General features: G+C 66.3%; 11 protein-coding genes. All 11 read left to right on the top strand.

From position 1 onward, the window contains the following. Positions 1–4: 4 nt before the first annotated feature. Positions 5–8,488 (top strand): phage tail length tape measure family protein, encoded by an 8,484-nt coding sequence (locus tag H1Q64_RS18175; protein WP_237904996.1) that lies wholly within the window; start codon positions 5–7, stop codon positions 8,486–8,488. After that, entirely contained in the window at positions 8,488–10,062 is a 1,575-nt protein-coding gene (locus tag H1Q64_RS18170) for a hypothetical protein (protein WP_237904995.1), read from the top strand. Before H1Q64_RS18175 ends, H1Q64_RS18170 begins: the two co-directional genes overlap by 1 nt. A gap of 3 nt (positions 10,063–10,065) precedes the next feature. Then, on the top strand, positions 10,066–10,956 hold the full coding sequence (locus H1Q64_RS18165) for a hypothetical protein (protein ID WP_237904994.1): 891 nt from the start codon (positions 10,066–10,068) through the stop codon (positions 10,954–10,956). After that, positions 10,953–13,478 (top strand): hypothetical protein, encoded by a 2,526-nt coding sequence (locus H1Q64_RS18160; protein ID WP_237904993.1) that lies wholly within the window; start codon positions 10,953–10,955, stop codon positions 13,476–13,478. The genes H1Q64_RS18165 and H1Q64_RS18160 overlap by 4 nt, the downstream gene beginning before the upstream one ends. Further along, complete coding sequence (locus tag H1Q64_RS18155) at positions 13,402–13,926, top strand: hypothetical protein (protein WP_237904992.1); 525 nt, start codon at positions 13,402–13,404, stop codon at positions 13,924–13,926. Before H1Q64_RS18160 ends, H1Q64_RS18155 begins: the two co-directional genes overlap by 77 nt. Beyond that, on the top strand, positions 13,916–14,605 hold the full coding sequence (locus H1Q64_RS18150) for a hypothetical protein (RefSeq protein WP_237904991.1): 690 nt from the start codon (positions 13,916–13,918) through the stop codon (positions 14,603–14,605). Before H1Q64_RS18155 ends, H1Q64_RS18150 begins: the two co-directional genes overlap by 11 nt. Before the next feature lie 97 nt (positions 14,606–14,702). Next, the gene (locus H1Q64_RS18145; RefSeq protein ID WP_237904990.1) at positions 14,703–15,176 is read left to right on the top strand and encodes a hypothetical protein; all 474 of its coding nucleotides are present in this window, start codon (positions 14,703–14,705) and stop codon (positions 15,174–15,176) included. Then, positions 15,164–15,337 (top strand): hypothetical protein, encoded by a 174-nt coding sequence (locus H1Q64_RS18140; protein WP_237904989.1) that lies wholly within the window; start codon positions 15,164–15,166, stop codon positions 15,335–15,337. Before H1Q64_RS18145 ends, H1Q64_RS18140 begins: the two co-directional genes overlap by 13 nt. Before the next feature lie 148 nt (positions 15,338–15,485). After that, complete coding sequence (locus tag H1Q64_RS18135) at positions 15,486–16,328, top strand: N-acetylmuramidase domain-containing protein (protein ID WP_237904988.1); 843 nt, start codon at positions 15,486–15,488, stop codon at positions 16,326–16,328. A gap of 286 nt (positions 16,329–16,614) precedes the next feature. Then, positions 16,615–16,800: a hypothetical protein gene (locus H1Q64_RS18130; protein WP_237904987.1), complete on the top strand. Its 186-nt coding sequence runs from the start codon at positions 16,615–16,617 to the stop codon at positions 16,798–16,800. A 55-nt stretch (positions 16,801–16,855) separates the two neighbouring features. Next, positions 16,856–17,815 carry a hypothetical protein gene (locus tag H1Q64_RS18125; RefSeq protein ID WP_237904986.1) on the top strand — a complete coding sequence of 320 codons (960 nt, stop codon included), beginning with the start codon at positions 16,856–16,858 and terminating at the stop codon, positions 17,813–17,815. Positions 17,816–17,844 lie beyond the last annotated feature (29 nt).

The following is a 17,844-nucleotide window of genomic DNA, read 5'->3' as shown; positions in this document are numbered from 1 at the left end:
GCCCATGACCGATATGCGCCTTGCTCGTCTGACCGTCGACAACGGCTCGGTGGCCGAGGATCTGCGCAAGATCCAGGGCCTGTTCGATGCCGTCGGCGGCTCGGTCGAGAACACCACGAAGCGGCTGACGGGCACCTCGCGCGAGTTCCAGGCGGTTGCCCGGCAGGCGGGCGTGGTGACCGACGCGGGGGCGAAGATCGTCCGCGTGTTCGGTGAGGCCAAGGCAGCCATCGACAAGGGATCGGTGTCGGCGGAAGACGGCGCTCGCGCCATGGCGACCCTGGCGAAAACCGTGGGCATCACGGGGCAGGGCTTGGTGGAGTTCGTCAACACGGCCCGTGCGTCCAGAGCCACCCTTGAGGGACTCACCGAGGGCACCAAGGAATACCGAGAGGCGACGGCGGCCCATAACCGGACTTTGGCCGAGGCCATCCAGAAGCAGCAGGAAAAGCGCCGGGTGGATGAGGAGGCCGCGCGCAAGGCCCAGGAGGCGACCGAGACCTTCCTTCGGAATGCTCGGGCCGTCCAGGCTCTGGCCGAGCAGATGGACAGCTCGACGGCGGCCCAGAACCGGTTTGCCGCCAAGCAGCAGGAGGTGATTGACCTCTTCGTTGCAGGTGACCTGAACGGGCGCCAGTTCGCCAAGGCCATGGAGCACGTCAGCAACTCCTTCGACCCTGCGGTGATCGAGGCCCGCAAGCTCCAGGTCGAGTATCAAAACCTGCTGGCGAAGTACGATCCGATCCGCGCCGCTGTCCGAGAGCACGGGCAGGAAGTCGCCCGTGCGACCACCATCCTCGACAAGTCCAACGCCTCCGAGCAGGTGCGCGCCACCGTTCTCAAGGGTATCGCTGATGCCTACGATCCGGCGACCAAGGCCGCGAACGAGCGGACCGCCGCCCTGAAGCGGGAGGAGGAGGCGCAGGCCGCCCTGATGGCCAGCTACCGCGAGCAGGCGGCGCATGCCCGATCCAGCGCCGAAGGGCAGGCGACGTGGAACGCCTATGCCGGCGTGACCGCAGCCCCGATCACCTCGGCCAAGGCTTCCGCGGACGTCTTCGGCCCTATGCTCGAAAGGCAGGTCCTGGCCGACGAGTGGGAGTCCCTGATCGCCATGGAGGGCTTTGCCCAGAAGGAGCGCATCGCTCAGACCAAGGTTGCGGTGGCTTCGAATTGGGAAGCCCAACTTGCCATGGACGCCTGGGGCGCCGCGGAGGCGAAAGCCCGGTTGGCCGCCGAATGGGAGGGCATGCTTGCCGTCGAGGAGATCAAGACGGCGGAGCGTGTGGCGCTGACCAAGGCGGCTGTCGCCGAGAGGTGGGAGGCGCAGATCGCCATGGAGGGCTTCGCCGCCGCGGAGGCGAAGGCGAAGCTGGCGAAGGAATGGGAGGACATGCTTGCGGCGGAGGAGTTCGCCCAGAAGGAGCGCATCGCCCAGCTCAAGCACCACGCGGCCCAGGTCATGCAGGCTGAACTGGACCTGGCCAGCTTCGACGCGCCGGCCAAGTTCAACCGGCTGGTGGCGGGCTACGACAAGGAGTCCACCGACGCGCTGAAGTATGCGAATGCGCTGGGTGAACTGCAGTCGACCGCGGCGGCGGCTGGCATTCCCCTGGAGCAGCTTGCAGCGGCTGAGGAGAAGCTGGCCGCGAAGATGTCGCCCGCGGCCCTGGCTGCGAAACGGCAGGCCGATGAACTGGCTGAACTCCGCCGCGCCATCGACCCCATGGGCGAACGCCTGCGGGACCTGGAGGCGAAGAAGCTCAAGCTCGATGAGGCCTTCGCCGCCGGCAAGCTGGAGGGTGGGCGCACCGAGTATGAGGCCCTGTCCGCCGCCTACGAAAAGCATCGCCTCCAACTCGTCCGCAGCACCGAGGCGGCGGAAGGTTTCGCCGGCAAGATCGGCCTGACCCGCGCCCAGATGACTGCACTCGCCCCTCAGATCAACGACGTGGTGAGCGGCCTGATGATGGGCCAGCCGCCGATGATGATCTTCGTTCAGCAGAGCGGGCAGATCGTCCAGGCGCTTCAGGCGGGTGGCGCGGAGTTCAAGCTGTTCTCCGGCTCTATGGGTGTTGCCTTGGGAGCCGTCGCCGGCCTCACGGTGGCGATGGTCGCCTTGGTGGCCGCATCTGAGAGCTACCGGAACTCCATCAACGCGGTGAACGACGCCAACCGCATCATGGGCGACGCCACCGGCTACAGCCGGGGGCAACTGGAGGATTTGGCCGGGTCGCTGGACAAGGTATCGACCCGCTCGGCCCGGCAGATGGAGACCGCCTTCATCCGCGTCGGCAACGTGGCCGGCGACCAATTCAAGGGCGCGATGGAGATCGCCCGCGACTTTGCTCGCGTGACCGGTCAAGAGGTGCCCGAGGCCGCGCAGAAGCTGGCCGACCTGCTGAAGGACCCGGCGAAGGGCGCGGAGACCCTGCGCGACGGCTACCGAGCGCTGACGGCGGCCCAGGCGGAGTACGTGCAGAGGCTGGCCGCGCAGGGCGACGTCGGCAAGGCTCAGCAGGTCCAGCTGGACGCGCTGAAGGCGAAGTATCAGGACTTCGCCGATGAGGGCGTGGGCTATCTGGCTCGGGCCTATCATTTCCTGCGCACCGGCGTTTCCGATGCCTGGGACTGGATGGGGCGGATCGGGGCTCCGAAGTCGCTCACGTCGCAGTTGGCCGATGCGGAGGCAGTCGTCGCCAAGATCGAGGCGAAGTTCCGGTCCACTATGGGGCGCGCGCCGGTCGGCAACGAGCTTCGCCAGATGGAGCCGGAAGCTTACGGCGAGGTTGACGCCCTTCGCGCTCGGAAGGCAGCCGAGGAGGCCGTCGCCGCTGCGCGGGCGGCTGGTGCTGCGGCTGAGGAGCGCCGCAAGGCTGGTCTGTCCCTGTCCAAGCAGATGGATACCGAGATCGGCCAGCAGAACGCCCTGAATGACCAGTATCGCGCCTTGGAGAAATCTGCCGACTCCTACGCGCAGCAGATCGACGCTCTCAGCCAGGGCGAGGGCAGGGCTGCTGCTCAGCTCGGGCAGGTTAAGGAGGCTTACAGCCAGGTTGCCGAAGCGCTCGACCGCGTGAAAAATGCCAAGGCAACCCACCTCAGCGTCTCCGAACGTCTGGCCCGTCAGGACCAGATCGCGCTCAGCTACGCCACGCAGTATGGCCAGACTGCCGATCGGAACCGCGCCCGCGAGCAGGCAGAACTGGAGACGGCCGGGCAGAAGCTGACCACGAAGGAGCGCGAGGCCAAGATCAACTCGGCGGTTAATCAGGTGATCGCCCAGCAGACCGCGGCAGTGACGGGGCAGGTGGTGGCGGCCCGGTCGGCGACCGTATCGCTCGACCTGCTGACCACCGCATACGGCCGGAATGCTGCCTCTGTCCGTGACGCGGAGTTGGCCCAGAAGGTCATCCAGGCGACCATGGGCATGGCGCCCGACCTCGCCCGGCAGGTGGCTCGCGCCATCACGGAACAGGAACTGGCCCAGCGCCGGCTGAACGCCGCCACCTATGCGGCCAACCTGCGCGATCAGGTTGAGGATGCCCAGCGGCTGGCGGGCGCATGGCAGTCCGGTGCCGCCGCCGTTCGCGAGGCCGCTCTGGCGAACGAGGTGCTGGCGGAGGCCCGCAAGCGCGGGCTGGACGCCGAGCGGGACGCCGCTACGATCCGTGGCATCGCCGAGGGCGTGGCGGCGCGCGATATTGCCCAGCGCGCCCAGACCTTCGGGCAGATGGCGGAGGAGCAGCGGCAGGCGGTCGCTTTGGCGAATGCCGAATACGCCTTGCTCGGCCAGAGCAACAGCGCCCGCGCCCAGCAGATCGCCATGCTCCAGGTTGCCAATGACTTGCGCTCGAAGGGTGCCGATCTGGCTGACGCTGGCACCCGCGCGTACATCAAGCAGGCCGGCGAGCTGGCGCGGGTCAACAGCATCCTCCAAGACGCTGCCCAGAACGCGGCCAACATCGCCCAACCCATCAGCACGGCGTTCGAGGATGTGCTTGTAGGTGCAAAGAAGGCGGGCGACGCCTTCAAGGCGCTTGGGGAAGACCTGAAGCGCATCGTCGTCCGGCAGGCCATCACCAAGCCGTTCGAGACGCTTGTTTCCGGCGAACTGACCAAGCTCATGGCTGGCCCGGTGGCGGTGACGAACGACAACACGCCGAAGGCGGCCAACGACAACGGGCTGATCGACCGGATCATCGGGAAGGTGAACGGTGGGCTGGGATCGTCCCCGTCGACCGCCATGTGGGTCCAGATGGCTGCGGGCGCGGCGGCGCTGGACGCTTCCAGCATGGCCGTCCAGACTATGGCGGGGCCGGTTCCGGTGGCGATTGCCGACGGCGGTGCCATCGTGGACACGATCCGGGCCGAAGCCCGCGCCCAGGGAGTCCCGGAAGAGGTCGCCTTGGCCGTCGCCAAGATCGAGTCCGGCTTCCGCCAGCATGAGGCGAGTGGCAGGGTCTTGACCTCCTCTGCCGGCGCTCAAGGCGTCATGCAGCTCATGCCCGGCACTGCTGACTGGCTTGGCGTCGATGCGGCCAACACGCGCGAGAACATCCGCGGCGGGGTGAAATTCCTGTCGATGTTGGGCCGCCAGTTCGGCGGCGACTGGACCATGGCCGCTGCTGCCTACAACGCTGGGCCGGCCAGGGCGCAGGCGTGGCAGCGCGGCGATGCGACACTGCCGGCGGAAACCGTCGCCTACATCCAGAAGTTCACGGGGGCCATGCAGGAGGCCGGCACCCGGGCGACGGGCGTGACGCGGGCTATGGAAGACGAGATGGCGGCGCGGCTCGACGCCGTTCCGGTCCAGCGCTCCAGCACCGCCGCCCAGGCCGAATGGACGGCCGCCCAGCGGGCGACCATCGACGCCGCCTTGGGGCTGACCGCGGCCAACGACAACACCGCCGCGTCCATTGAGGTCGTGGCCCGGCCCATGGACAAGCTCCGGGAAAATGCGATCAGCGCCGCCGAGGCGCAGGAGCAGGCCGCCAAGCTGAACGTTCAGAGCGCTCGCGACATGGCGCAGGCGTCCCAGCAGTCGGCAGCAATGATGGTGGGCGGCACCCAGCAGGCGGTGGGCGGCATCCTGTCCATCGTGGGCGCGCTGTCGGGCATCAAGGGCGGTGGCATCCCCGGACAGGTGGTTGCCGCGGGCGGACCGCAAGGCATCATGGCGTCGGTCCAGCAGTTCGGCTCGGCGCTTGGGGAGTGGGCCAAGAAGCCGCTGGAATCGCTCGGACTGAGCGGCGCCGGCAGCATCATGGACGCGAAACTGTTCAATCTGGGCAGCGCTCCGACTGCGGCAAACGGTATGATTCGCGGCTCGGAAAGCGCCATGACGGCGCAGGGGGCTGGCGGCGCTCCGGGGTTCACGGTCGGGAACGCGCTGTCCACCGTCGGGTATGGCGTCAACGCCTTTATGAATTTCAAGCAGGGCAACGTCGTCGGTGGCATCGGCAACACCGCCGCCGCCGCGATGATGTTCATTCCTGGCGCGCAGGCATTCGCCCCGCTGGTCGCCATCGGCTCGTCCCTGTTGGGCGGGCTGTTCGGTGGGCAGAAGCCCAGCAACCGCGAGGGCAATGTCTCCATCGACTTCGGTACCGGTGCGACGACGGTCGGCGGTCAGGAAGGGAAAAAGTACAGCGCCGAGAACCGGCAGGCCGCGCAGGGAATTGGCGGGCAGATCCAGCAGCTCGCCGCGACCTTGGAAGCGCTGTTGCCCGGCCAACAGATCAAGGGCCGCGGCTTGATCGCAGTCGGCGACCGGGACGGGCTGCGGGCTGAGTACGCCGGGCAGACCCAGAACTTCGGAAAGGAGGATACCGCTGGGCTGGCGGCCTGGTTCGCGAAGCAGTTTGCCGCCGACATGAAGAGTGGGTTCGAGCGTGGCGACCTGCCGGCGCAGGTGGCCGACAATCTCCAGGTCGTTCTGGATCGCGGCGTGACCAACGGCGTCGAGCAGTTCGTCGCCGACCTCCAGTTCGCCAGCACCGACTTCGCGAAGGCGTTCGACACGGTCGGCGCGGCCCAGCCGGCGCAGGTCGCGGGAGCGGTGACCGAGGTCACACAGTCCTTCCTGGCGATGCGCGACCGCGCTGTTGAGCTTGGACTTGCCATCGACGGGCTGGCCGAGAGCCAGAAGCGGGCGACCGACCGGCTCATTGACGCCGAGATCCGTTCCGCCCGTGGGCAAAACGACGTCTCGTCCGCCATGGCGATCCGGGAGACGTTCACCAAGGTCGCCACGCAGCTTCTGGCCGCTGGGCAGGACGGACAGAAGGCCGTCGAGCTTTACGGCGCGCAGATGGAGTCCCTGCTGGTCAGCATGGGCGACACCGCGGCCAGCCTGGAAGCCATCATCCAGCTTGCAAACGCCGTTCGCTCCACCGACCCGGTGGCCGCGTTGTGGGCGGACACGCGTGCTGGCCAGGTCCGCGACAAGCTCCTGGGTGACCTTGACCTCCGGCAGCAGCAGGCGAGCGTGCAGATGCTGGCCGGCGACCCGGCGCAGCAGCAGGCGGCGCAGGACGCCTACGACATGCGCGCGCTGCTGCTGGAGCAGGACCGGGAGTTGCGCAGCGTCACCGATGCGGTCTACCGCGCGAAGCTGCTGGAGGTGCAGGCGACCGAGCGCCAGGCACTCACTGCGCAGCAGGCAGCGAAGGCGCAGGCGGAGCTGACCGCCAAGCAACAGGCTCTCATCAGCGCTGGCGGCTCCGTCCGAAACTGGCTCGACCAGCAGCGGGCAACCGCCGGCACCAGCGTTTCTCCGCAGGATGCGCGAGACGCGGCGCAGGCGCAGTTTGCCCGCGATCTTGCGCTGGCCCGCGGCGGCGATGTGGACGCCTATGGCCGGCTGACCGGTGCTGCCGACCGGCTGCTGTCGTCGCAGGAGGCGCTGACGGCCAGCGGCACCGAGACGCAGATGATGCGGGCGTGGGTGATGTCCTCGCTGGAGAACCTGCCGGCGGTGAAGTCCTACGACCAGCAGATGCTGGAAGAGCTGCGGAAGCTCGGTGGTTCGGTGAACGTACAGGTGGAACTGACCACGGTCCGGGTCATCACAGAACAGCTATCCGCCCTGTCCGACGCCGACAAGGCCAAGCTGACCCAGGCGGCGGTGGTGCTGCGTACGGTCGAGGAGCGGATTGGCCGCTTCCTGACCGATGCCGAATTGGGGCGGCTTGTGGACAACGCCCTGGTGACCCGCGACGTGCAGCAGACGCTGGGCCGCGACCTGACCGATGCCGAGCGGACGGCGCTGGTGGGCGGCGGGAACGTGCTGCGGACCGTCGAGCAGCTCATGGGGCGGACGCTGACCGCGGTGGAGGTGGAATCCATAGTCCAGTCCGGGTCGGTGTCCCGCAGCATCGAGCAGGCCATCGGGCGCAACCTGACGGCGGCGGAGGCGGCGGCCATCATTGAGGCCGGGTCGGTGACCCGCTCCATCGGCCAGTTCCTCGCCCGCGACTTGTCGGCACCGGAGGTTGCGGCCCTCGTTGTCGGCGGTGCCGTTGAGCGGATGGTCACCCAGCAGCTTGGCCGGGATCTGACCGACGCCGAGCGGGCCGGTCTGGTGACGGCGGCCACGGTCATCCGCAGCGTCGAACAACAGCTTGGCCGTCCGCTGAATGCCGCCGAGCAAGCGGCAATCATCCTTCCGGGATCGGTGCAGCGGACCATCGGCCAGCAGATCGACCCGGCGACCGGCGCCGTTCTGGTCCCCGGCGGCACGATCACGCGCACGGTCACGCAGTCGGTGGAGACGACTGAGACGGTACAGATCAGCCGCAGCATGGACGACAAGATGTCGGGCATCCTGGCCTCCATCAAAGAATCCTCCGCCGGAATCAACACGTCCGCTGCCGGAATGCAGAAGCTGCTGGAGCGAGCCGTGGACGGTGACGGCCTCATGGTCCGGACCCGCCCGACCGGCGACCCGCGCCAGTGGGTGGCCTTCGAACAGGGCGGCGTTGTGCCAGGCTACGAGAATGGTGGGATCGTCGCCAACGGCATCCCCGGTCGGGACAGTGTCGTCGCCCGCGGGCCGGGCGGCATGCCGATCTGGTTGGCCGGATTGGAGGGCATCCTGACGGCGCCGGCCACCGCCGCCATCGGGGGCAAGTCGACCATCGACTACATCAACCAGTACCACGCCCTGCCGGGCTGGGAGCGCGTCGGGTACGAGGCCGGGGGCATCGCCCCGCCGGCCAACGACATCTGGGCACCGAACGTCACCCCGATCCGGCGGCAGGACTACGCCCCGGCGTCGAGCCGGTCGGGGTCGGACGACCGCGCCGTTGCCGAGCTTCGCCTGCTGCGGCAGGCCATCGAGCGGCTGGAGCGCCGGCTGGAGCGGAACGAAGGCATGGACCAGGAACAGCGGGCGGCCATCGCGCAGGAGATGGCGAGGCTGCTCGACCGCGTGGCGGACGCGGCGGAAACCACCGCTCAGAAGGTCAGCGGAAGGCAGGGCTGATGACGACGATCCACCTGATCGAGCTGGACGCCTTTCATCTGGCGTCCGGCCACATTCACCGCTGGCACCTCGCCACCAAGCCGGGCTACCGGTCGGGCTCCAGCGACACCCCGGCCTCGCTGCCCTGGCTACCGCTGGTGGGCAAGCCCTCCGACGTGTCGCTGTCGATTGCCAGCCTGGGGGAGACGATGGGGGCCACGAAGGTTACCTTCGGCACCGTCGAACTGGACAACGCCCGCGATTGGCAGGGGAGCCGGCAGGCCCGGCTCTACGACGTCACGGCTGATGAATGGATCACCGTCACGCTCCCGGCCCGCTCGCTCAACCCGCTGTTGACCGACTATGCCCTGGCCGGCTGGCCGCTGGTGGAAAAGGTCATCGAGGAGGGGGCGGCCTACAGCACCGCCCAGGTCGTGGCGAGCGTCACCATGGAGATGCCGGACCCGGACTCTAAGCGCTCCACCATCAACTTGGCGGTCCGGGGCCGGGAAGCCGACTTTGACGATCCGCTGCTGACCGAGAAATATGGCACCGGGGACGGCGAGTCCCTGGCCGACCGGACGAAGGAGCGGGCCTTCGGCCACTGCTACATGGAGCCGACCTATCTCGGCATCATCGGCGGGCTGTACCATTGGAGCGTCAACGGGGGCCACCCCATCGAAGGCGTGCCGAACCTATGGGACCGTGGATTCCGGTTGATCCCGCGCACAACCGGCACCCCCGGAAGCGACGAGTTCAAGGCGGACCCGGCCACCGGCATCATCGTGACCGGCAGCCGCCCGCCCGAGATCCTGTGCGAGGTGAAGGGCGACAAGACCGGCGGCGTCTGGCGCCGGTACGTCGGCGAGTTGGCCCAACACCTCGCGGTGACCGTGGGCGGCAAGGTGCCGCTGGCCCGGATGGACGCCGCGTCGGTTGCGGTGCTGGACGCCCTGCCGCGCGAGATCGGCTATGCGATCCCGACCGGCTCCAGCCCGACCCTGCGCGAGGCGCTGGACAAGGTGCTTGGCTCGCTGGCGCGCGGCTACTGGATCGTGACCGCCGATGACATGCTGACCGTCGGCCGACTGCTCGCCCCCACGGCGCCGGCCGCCCGGACCTACCGGCGCGGGGTCAACACGCCTGGCCTGACGCCGCGCAGCACGGACAGCCGGGGCCTACCGGCGAAGACGGTGACTCTGCGCTACGCTGGGATTCCAAAGGTCACGCAGACCGTCGTTGGAGATGCCCTGGACGATGACGTCAAGCTGCACAAGGCGCTGTGGCGCGAGGTGACCGACACCGACGAGGCGACCGCAGCGGCCTATCCGGGCGCTCGGACGCCCACGGTCGAAACCCTGCTGTGGGACCGCACCCAGGCCGTGGCCGAGCAGGCGGAATTTCTGGCCGAGCTGAAGCAGGTCCGGCGCGTCTACGATCTGATCGCCCAGGACGGCGCCCCCGGCATCGACCGGCGCGCCGTGCTGCAGGTCTTCGATGACCTTGCCGGCTATGAGGCCGGGCGGCTCGTCACGGTCATCGGGCGGATCAACAACGCCCGCTCCAAAATCCCAACCCTCGTCGTCCGGGAGTAGCCGATGGGCTTTGGACTCCTTGCAGATCGCAACCGGTTTCCGGCTGCGACGCTGACCAGCAATGCCGATTGGGCAGCAAACAGCCCGCTCGCGTCCTGCCAGTCGCTGCCCCTGCTGACCGCGGCGGTGTCGTCACGGCTCGGGACCGCGGCCAATCCCGTGGTGATCCAGGCGGCGTTCACGGAGCGCTACGCCTGCACCTACGCAGGTTTCTTCCGCACCAACTTTCGACAGGCCGCCCGGTACCGGCTGGAGCTTTACGCCACGTCCGCCTTCACCGGCCTCCTGTTTGACACGAGGAATCCCACCACGGGCCGGGATAGGGCGGTGGTGCCGTCCCTTCTGGATTGGCGGCAGCTTCGGTGGGGCGACAGCAACCTATTTCGCGGCGACTTGCCGGCGGAGGACTATCAGCTCTACCCGACCAACCTTCACGTCACCTTTCCCCTCTGCCGGGTCGGTTCCTGCCGCTGGACCTTCTACGGGGCCGCCTACCAGCCGGACGGGAGCGACGCGGACGCCTACAGCCTGGGCTATGGCTGGCTCAGCGACAGCCTTCAGTTTTGGCGCTCTCTGGACGCCGAGGACGGCTATGTCTCGACCGACGAGGTGACGCGCTTCCCCGGCGGTGGGGTGTCGGTCGAGCCGGGCACCGGGTACCGCACCGTGACCATCCCCCGGCAGGTCAACGGTCGGCAGATCCGCGACAGCCTGTTCGACTTGGCCCGGCGTGTGGACTACTCGAAGCCGGTGGTCTGGCTCCCCAACATCGACGATCCGGCGGCCTGCTTCCGCTACGGCGGCCTCTTTCAGCGGCGCGGCGACCACGCAAACAGGTGGTTTGCCTCCTCCTACACCTCCTCCACGACCTCACTTGAGGAGATCACGACGTGACCACTGCAAGCGACCTGCGCGCCATCAACGGCGACGTTTACAATCCCAGCACCAATGCCGGCGGCCTGGACGGTCCTGGCGGTATGGAGGCCAACTTTCCGAAGGCGCTTGGGCTGATCGCCCAGGGACTGGACGACATGGCCGTCTATCTGTCGCAGGCGAATTACCTCGCCGCCCAGGCATCGGTGGCGACCATCCTGCAACTGTGTCAGGCCCTTGTCGCGCAGATCACCATGGGCAGCACCACCGCACTCGCCTTCCCCAGCGTGGACAAAGTGCTTCTGTCCACCGCGAATGTCGTGCAGACCTTCGTCTACGACACGAGGCGGGACGACCGACTGCCGGATGGGACTCGCTGGAACGAGCCGGGCCGGTGCTCCCACCTGTCCTACTGGCATGAGACCCAGGGCACCTATACCGGTGTGAAGCGCGACGTTCCCGCAGTGGTGGCAATCTCTGCCCTGAAGGAGCAGTGGTATCTGCACGATGCGCTGGACCTCGACCCGGTCACTGGCGTTCCCCGCCTCTGGAGGGCATCCAATCCGACCGGCAATGGTCTCGTCCTGTGCGGCTCCTCCGCGCCGATCACCTGCGTCTTCGCGCTCAACGGGTATATGTATTTCGGTACCGGCATGGGTCTGCATGTGGTCAGCCTGACTGGCGACTGGTGCGAGCGGTACGACAACGGAGGGCGGCGGCGGAGGCTCGGTACCTTTGCGCAGCGCAACACGGTGCTGAGCGAGGGAGGCGTCATTGCTTCTGCCGCTCTGCCGGCGACAGCGATCAACAGCGTGCACGCCCGTGTGTACCCTGGCGCTCCTCTGGATGCGGCGGGGCTGCCGATCCCAACTGTGGCAGTAGCCTGCGGGGCGGGCGGCACGGTTGCCGTTATCCACCCGAACGGCACGGTTGCGACGGCCACAGGCCTCTCCAACTGCGCCAGCGTCTACCTCACCGAGCGCGCGACCGTGATGTGCGAGCAGCTCGGCTTCGACGCGGTGGAAGTCGCGCTGCCGTACTCGACGGGCACGCCGACCGTGGTCCAGCGCTTCGGCGCCTACCGCACGACCTACGGCGGTCTGCCCATCAACTTCAGCGCCAACGCGGCCTACATCATGGGCGACGGCGCAATCGGTGGGCGGAATGGCGGTGGGGTGACTTTCCTCGCCAAAGATTACGGCAACGATGCTTCCGGCATGGTGGCCTATGTCACGCCCGGCTATGCAACCGGCTGGATGCCGGGCGATATCAGGCTTGCCACGCTCTGCGATGCGGCGACGGGCAGCATCACCGGGTCGGGCGAACTGATCACGAACGGCGATTTCGCCGGAGGCACGGCGGGTTGGACGGCAGTCAATGGCGCGTCTTTGTCGGTGATATCGGGCCGGCTGCGCTGTATGTCATCTGGCACAGCCAACGCCGGAGCGTATCAGGTGCTGCCGACAGTAGCTGGCCGCACATATCTGCTTAGGATCGACGTGGACGCAAGCGGTTACGCTGGGGCTGTGGCGTCCGTCCAGGTGAGGCAGGACGGCTATCTGGGGCTGCTCCTGGCTGAGTCTTATGTATCGGCGGGGGGCGTGTCGGGTCGGCTTGTGCAGTTCACCGCTACGTCGATGACGACGGCAGTGTGGGTGTTTGTGCAGCAGTCGGCGGCTGGCGCGTACGTCGAATTCGACAATATTTCATGCAATCTCGCCGCCCCGGATCGCAGCTACAAGGGCAAGGGGCTGATCGTCAACGGCACGCTCCAGCGCAACCCGGTCGCGACGGGTGCTGACGTCGTGGCGTGGTCTGGATTCCTCGCAAGCAATTATCTTCAGCGTCCCCATGATGCCGACATGCCTTTCGGGGCAGGGGACTTCTACGTCAGTTTTTGGTGCAAGGGGGCCACGACTGGCACGACCATCCTCAGTACGGCCGCCCCCGATGGGTCCGGCGCCGCCTTGCGGGTGATCTCCACGACCAACGGGCCGGATGCAGCCTTCAGCAACAGCTTGGGAGGCTGGGGTGGCGAGGTCTTTGGCGGGACGCGGCTTGACGGCTCTGATTTTGTGAAGGTGGACATTCTGCGACGCAACGGCGTCGTAGAGGTGTGGACCAATGGTGTGCTCGGCGGCAGTGGCACGAACACGACGGATTTGACGAACGCAGCCGGCGCGCTGACCGTCGGGAAGGAGCCGGTCGGTGGGTTCTCGACAGATGGGACGCTTGCCCTGCTGCGCATGGGGGGGCTTCGCCCCCACCCCCGCGCAAATCCGCCGCATGTACGCCGACGAGGCGCCGCTGTTCCAGGCCGGGGCCAAGTGCCTGCTGGGCGGCGCAAGCTCCGCTGTGTCCTCACTGGACCGCGACCCGCTGACGGGCCGGCTGGCTGTCGGCACTGGCGACGGTGTGTCGGTCTTTTCGAGGCTGCGCAGGGTGTCCTACTACGACGAAGCCGTCTTGGCGGCCACCTCGTCCGACACCGTGCGGTCGGTCGCCTTGCGGGGCGGTTCGCTGCTGATCGGCACGGCGGCTGAGGTCGGCTTCGTAGGGGACGCGCTGGGAGGTAAGGAGGCCATCGCCGTGGGCGGCCCGCGACCGGTTGGCGCCGGCTTTATCGCCCGCGGACTCACCACCGATGGTGCGGCGCTTGACTTGGCGCCGCGCGTCCCGGTCTGCGAGCGGGAAACCGTGCTGGTGGAGGCCCGGATCATCGGCAGGGTCACTGGAGCTGCGGACACGGAGCGGCTGACCTACGTCAGGCGGGCGACCTACTACAGGGACGCGGGAGGCGCCATCACGCTCCAGGGGGCGGTCCAGCCGGTAGGGACGGACACTGAGGTCACCGGCGGCGCCGACGCCACCCTGGCCATTGTCGGCGATTGGGTCGCCGCCCGCGTGACCGGGGTGTCCGGCAAGCGCATCCGCTGGGAGGCCACCTTCATCATCACCCGCCTGTCGGAGGAGACCAGCTATGCAGCCTGACCAGATGCCTGACAACTACAAGGGCGGGCGCCTGCTGTATCGGTGGGCCTGGGTTGAGGTTCAGCCGGCGGTGCTGGACCCGCTGACCGGTGACGAACTGGTGCCCGCGGTGTTCGGCCCGCGCTGCCCTTCGCCGCCGCTGGACGTCTTCGCCGCCACGCCGGAGGAGATCGAGGCGGTGCTGGCCGGGAATGCAGAGGTCCGGGCGCTCGCCGTCGCCGCGCTTCCGCCGGCCCGACCGATTATCCTCCGGGATCTCGATGCGCTGGGCAACGTCATCGCCGAACGCGAGGTGATCCCAGAGCCGCCCGCCACGCCCGTGGTGCCGCTGGCCGACCTGAAGGCCGCCGCAGTGGACCTGATCAACGCCCGCGTCGGCGAGCTGCGCGCCCAGCACATAACCGTGACGGTGGGGCAGTCGGCAACGTATCTCGAAAAGCAGGGCGAGGCGGCCCAGCACGCGGCGGGGGAAAGCGGCCCGTTCCCCTACTTGGAGGCGGAAGCCGCCGCCACCGGTCTCACTCTGGACAACGTGGCCGCGCTGGTCCGCGCAACTGCCACGGCTTGGACGGCGACGAACGCCGACCTGGAGGGCAAGCGCCGCGCCGCGGTGGAGGCCGTCAAAGCGGCTGAGACGCCCGTCCAGGTATTCCAAGCCTGCACCCACCTCCGGGCCTGACCGCCCGCGACAAGACTCCCAACCCCGTCCACGATTCCGGCCGCCGCGAGCGGCCTTTTCTATGCCCGCGCCACCGCGCCGGGCCGCAGGAGGTCCCATGCCCGATCCATCGTCCGCCGCTGACGGCGGTCTATTGAACAACGCCCTCAGCTATCTCGGAACGGGCGCCCTCGGGGCGGCTGTGCTTTGGCGAGCGCTGGTCTACTTCGGCCGCCATGATCGTGCTGCCAAGATGGAGGCGGAGCTTCGCGACGACCTCCGTCATCGGTTGGACAAGGCAATGACCGACATCGCCTCGATGGCCCACGAGCGGAACCAAGCGGTGATGGTGAAGCTGCAGCTCGAAACCGAACTGCGGCTTTCCAACGAGCATTTGGCATCGGCCCGGTCGGAACGGGATGACGCCCGGAATGCGCTGGTGCGGGTCCAGCAGGAGAACGAGAACCTGATGGCGACGAACCAGCGGCTGGTCGAGGAGGCCGCGGTCGCTGAAGCGGAAGCCCGCGGGGCGCCGGCCGGCACGAAGCCCACAGCGCGGCAGGTGCCGGGAGAGCGGCCATGGCAAAAGTGAACGAGACGGACCAGCAGGTCGCCACGCAGGCCCTGGCCGACTGCGAGGGCAGCAAGGACGATGCCCTCCTGCTGCTGGCGCACCTCCTCGTCAACGCGCGCCGGGGCATGTGCTCCGGCTTCCAGCAGCTTGGGCCGCCGGTGCGGCGGTCCGCTGGCTGAACCTCCCCTCGGTAGGGGATCGGCGCTGGGAAAAAGAATGGCGGCCCCAGAGAGCCGCCAAGGTTCAGCTAATTTCTGCCGTGGATAGCAGATCGCGGGACCCTAAACGCGGCTGCTCTTTAAAACAATTCCAAAGAGGAAGTAACTCATGACCACCACGCCCTCCGGCGCGGCTGAAGCCGTGCGCCTGCCCACCGTCGTCGGCGCCGCGCGCCCGCTCGGCCCCACCGACATCGCCACCGCTGCTGCCGCCCTCGGTGTCGAGGAGGCGGCCTATCGCGCCGTTCTGATCGTGGAGACCGGCGGCCGCAGCGCTTACCGGCCCGACGGCCGCATGCCGATCCTGTTCGAGGCCCACATCGCCTACCGCCTCAATGGGGGCGTGACTGTGCCTGGTCTGGCGGAACGAAGCTGGGATCGTGGCCTTTACTCCAGCACGGCGGCCGGCGAATACGACCGGCTCAACCGGGCCTGCCAGCACCGCGCCATTGGGCCGGCGGTCGCTCTGAAGGCGGCGTCCTGGGGTATGCCGCAGATCCTGGGCAGCAACCACGCCATGTGCGGCTTCGGCGACGTCGAGAGCTTCGTACGGGCCATGGCGGACAGCGCCGCCGCCCAGCTTGCCGCCTTCAACGCCTTCGTCACGGCGTGCGGGCTGCTGCCGGCTCTGCGGGGCAAGCGCTGGAGCGACTTCGCCCGCGGGTACAACGGGACGGCCTTCCGGGAGAACGCCTATGACGAGAAGCTGGCCGCCGCCTATCAGCGGGTTCGCGGCGCCGCGGGCGACGGCGTGCTGGGGATCGGGGACGTCGGGCCGGACGTGGCGGCCCTGCAGCGGGCGCTCCAGCGCTGCGGCTTCCCGTCCATCGTGGAGGATGGCGACTTCGGCCGGCGGACGGCCAACGCGGTCGAGCAGGTCCAGGCCGTGCATCGGCTGCCGGTCACCGGGCGGGTGGACACGCGGACGGCGATCGCGCTGGGGCTGGTGTGAGGGAGGTTCCTAGAAAATTAATCTGTAAAATCATTGCCTTCCGTAATGGTCAGGTAACTCCGTCCCAACGCCCACGAACGAACAGAGGCATCTGGTGCTGAATGAGGAAATTGCACTCATTAGCCCACCCATAAGATGGGTAAGGCATACCGTGAAAAAATATATATCGGTCCGGCACCATTTTATGACTAAAATCCCGATGACGATACGCGTAATCGGGTGTACGGTACTTGACATCAGGAGCGGCAGGTTACATAAGACCGCGCCTGTCAAGTGAGGTGTGCGTATGGAAACCACATTAACCGTGCTGTTATCGATTCCAGCGGCGGTAATTATCGCTCTTGGAGTTGCGGCTCAGGTTGGAGCGGGCGGCACCATCATTAGCAAGATCGATAAGTTGGTTGAGCAGCGGCTCGCTCCGCGCGCAATTATCATGGATGAGAACCCAGGGCGCAAACAAAAGCGATTGTGAAAAATTAGATAAACAACCCGTTGAATATCGGCCTGCCATCTGGTAGGCATTTTTTATGCCCGCTCTTTCGAAAATTCTCAGATACGTTTCAGTGTTCTTGGTCGCCACGCTTGGCCCGTTCGTGCCAGGCGTAGGTGTGGCTATATACAACACAATATTCCAAACGGAAATTGACGGCGTCGACAAGATGGGCGCTCAAATTTGGGCGTCTTTCTGGGAGTGGGCGCGCGTATATGTAGCAATACACTGGGACCGTTTTCTTTGGACTTCTGCAGGAATTATGGGGGTCTGGGCCATTGTTACCCATGGCTATCCATTTATTAAGCGTTCAATGAAAAGGCGTATTCTGGTCCGTCGCGTCGGTATTCGGGCTTTTCTTCCTAGAAATACTGAGCAAGAAAAGAAGGAAAGCTGGGACGACTGCGCTCACCATCTAAATGACGTAAACAACAACGCGATTCTTATCTCCGGCGCAAATGGATGGGCGACTTTTGGTTCTCCATCATCGCCACTTCATGATGTTATTAATAACTTTGGGAAAAGTGTAAAAATTCTTCTTGTATACCCTTACTCAGAAGCAATTGAGATGAGGGCTGCAAACGTGGAAGTTGACGTTAATGATTATAGAAATGAACTTGTGAAAACTTTATCATTTTGCAAAAAGCTTAAGAATAGAGGTTCTGATATAGAGGTTCGTTTATTCGATTGGCCACCGGTATGGAAGATGATATTTTCAAGCGATAGGCTTTGGCTTCAGCATTATGAGTATGGTAAGCATGTTGATAATACCCCTGCTTATAGCTTTGATAGAACTCCTGATCCTTCAGCTCTTTATAATCCGTTTAGGGCAGAATTTACGCGTATGTGGGAGCGTGCAGAGTCTATAAATCTCAGCGCATCTATTAATAGTTTGCTTAAAATCATGGAGTCGCAACACAGGCCAGTTGCATGTTCTTCCTGTGACGGCGGGCCGGCAGGAAAAATGCTAAGAGCGCAGACTGCAAGCAGGCAATAATGTTTCCGCCCTAGCAAGCCGCCCGGCAT

The organism is Azospirillum brasilense, from assembly GCF_022023855.1.
GTDB lineage: Bacteria > Pseudomonadota > Alphaproteobacteria > Azospirillales > Azospirillaceae > Azospirillum > Azospirillum brasilense_F.
The sequence above is the reverse complement of the archived record's forward strand: the minus strand, read 5'-3'. Positions and strand labels throughout refer to the sequence as shown.

Bases quoted from the DNA above. Each gene is read 5' to 3' on its own strand.
- H1Q64_RS18125 (WP_237904986.1), top strand. From the start codon at position 16,856: ATGCCCGCTCTTTCGAAAATTCTCAGATACGTTTCAGTGTTCTTGGTC.
- H1Q64_RS18170 (WP_237904995.1), top strand. From the start codon at position 8,488: ATGACGACGATCCACCTGATCGAGCTGGACGCCTTTCATCTGGCGTCC.
- H1Q64_RS18145 (WP_237904990.1), top strand. From the start codon at position 14,703: ATGCCCGATCCATCGTCCGCCGCTGACGGCGGTCTATTGAACAACGCC.
- H1Q64_RS18150 (WP_237904991.1), top strand. From the start codon at position 13,916: ATGCAGCCTGACCAGATGCCTGACAACTACAAGGGCGGGCGCCTGCTG.
- H1Q64_RS18175 (WP_237904996.1), top strand. From the start codon at position 5: ATGACCGATATGCGCCTTGCTCGTCTGACCGTCGACAACGGCTCGGTG.
- H1Q64_RS18140 (WP_237904989.1), top strand. From the start codon at position 15,164: ATGGCAAAAGTGAACGAGACGGACCAGCAGGTCGCCACGCAGGCCCTG.
- H1Q64_RS18165 (WP_237904994.1), top strand. From the start codon at position 10,066: ATGGGCTTTGGACTCCTTGCAGATCGCAACCGGTTTCCGGCTGCGACG.
- H1Q64_RS18130 (WP_237904987.1), top strand. From the start codon at position 16,615: ATGGAAACCACATTAACCGTGCTGTTATCGATTCCAGCGGCGGTAATT.
- H1Q64_RS18135 (WP_237904988.1), top strand. From the start codon at position 15,486: ATGACCACCACGCCCTCCGGCGCGGCTGAAGCCGTGCGCCTGCCCACC.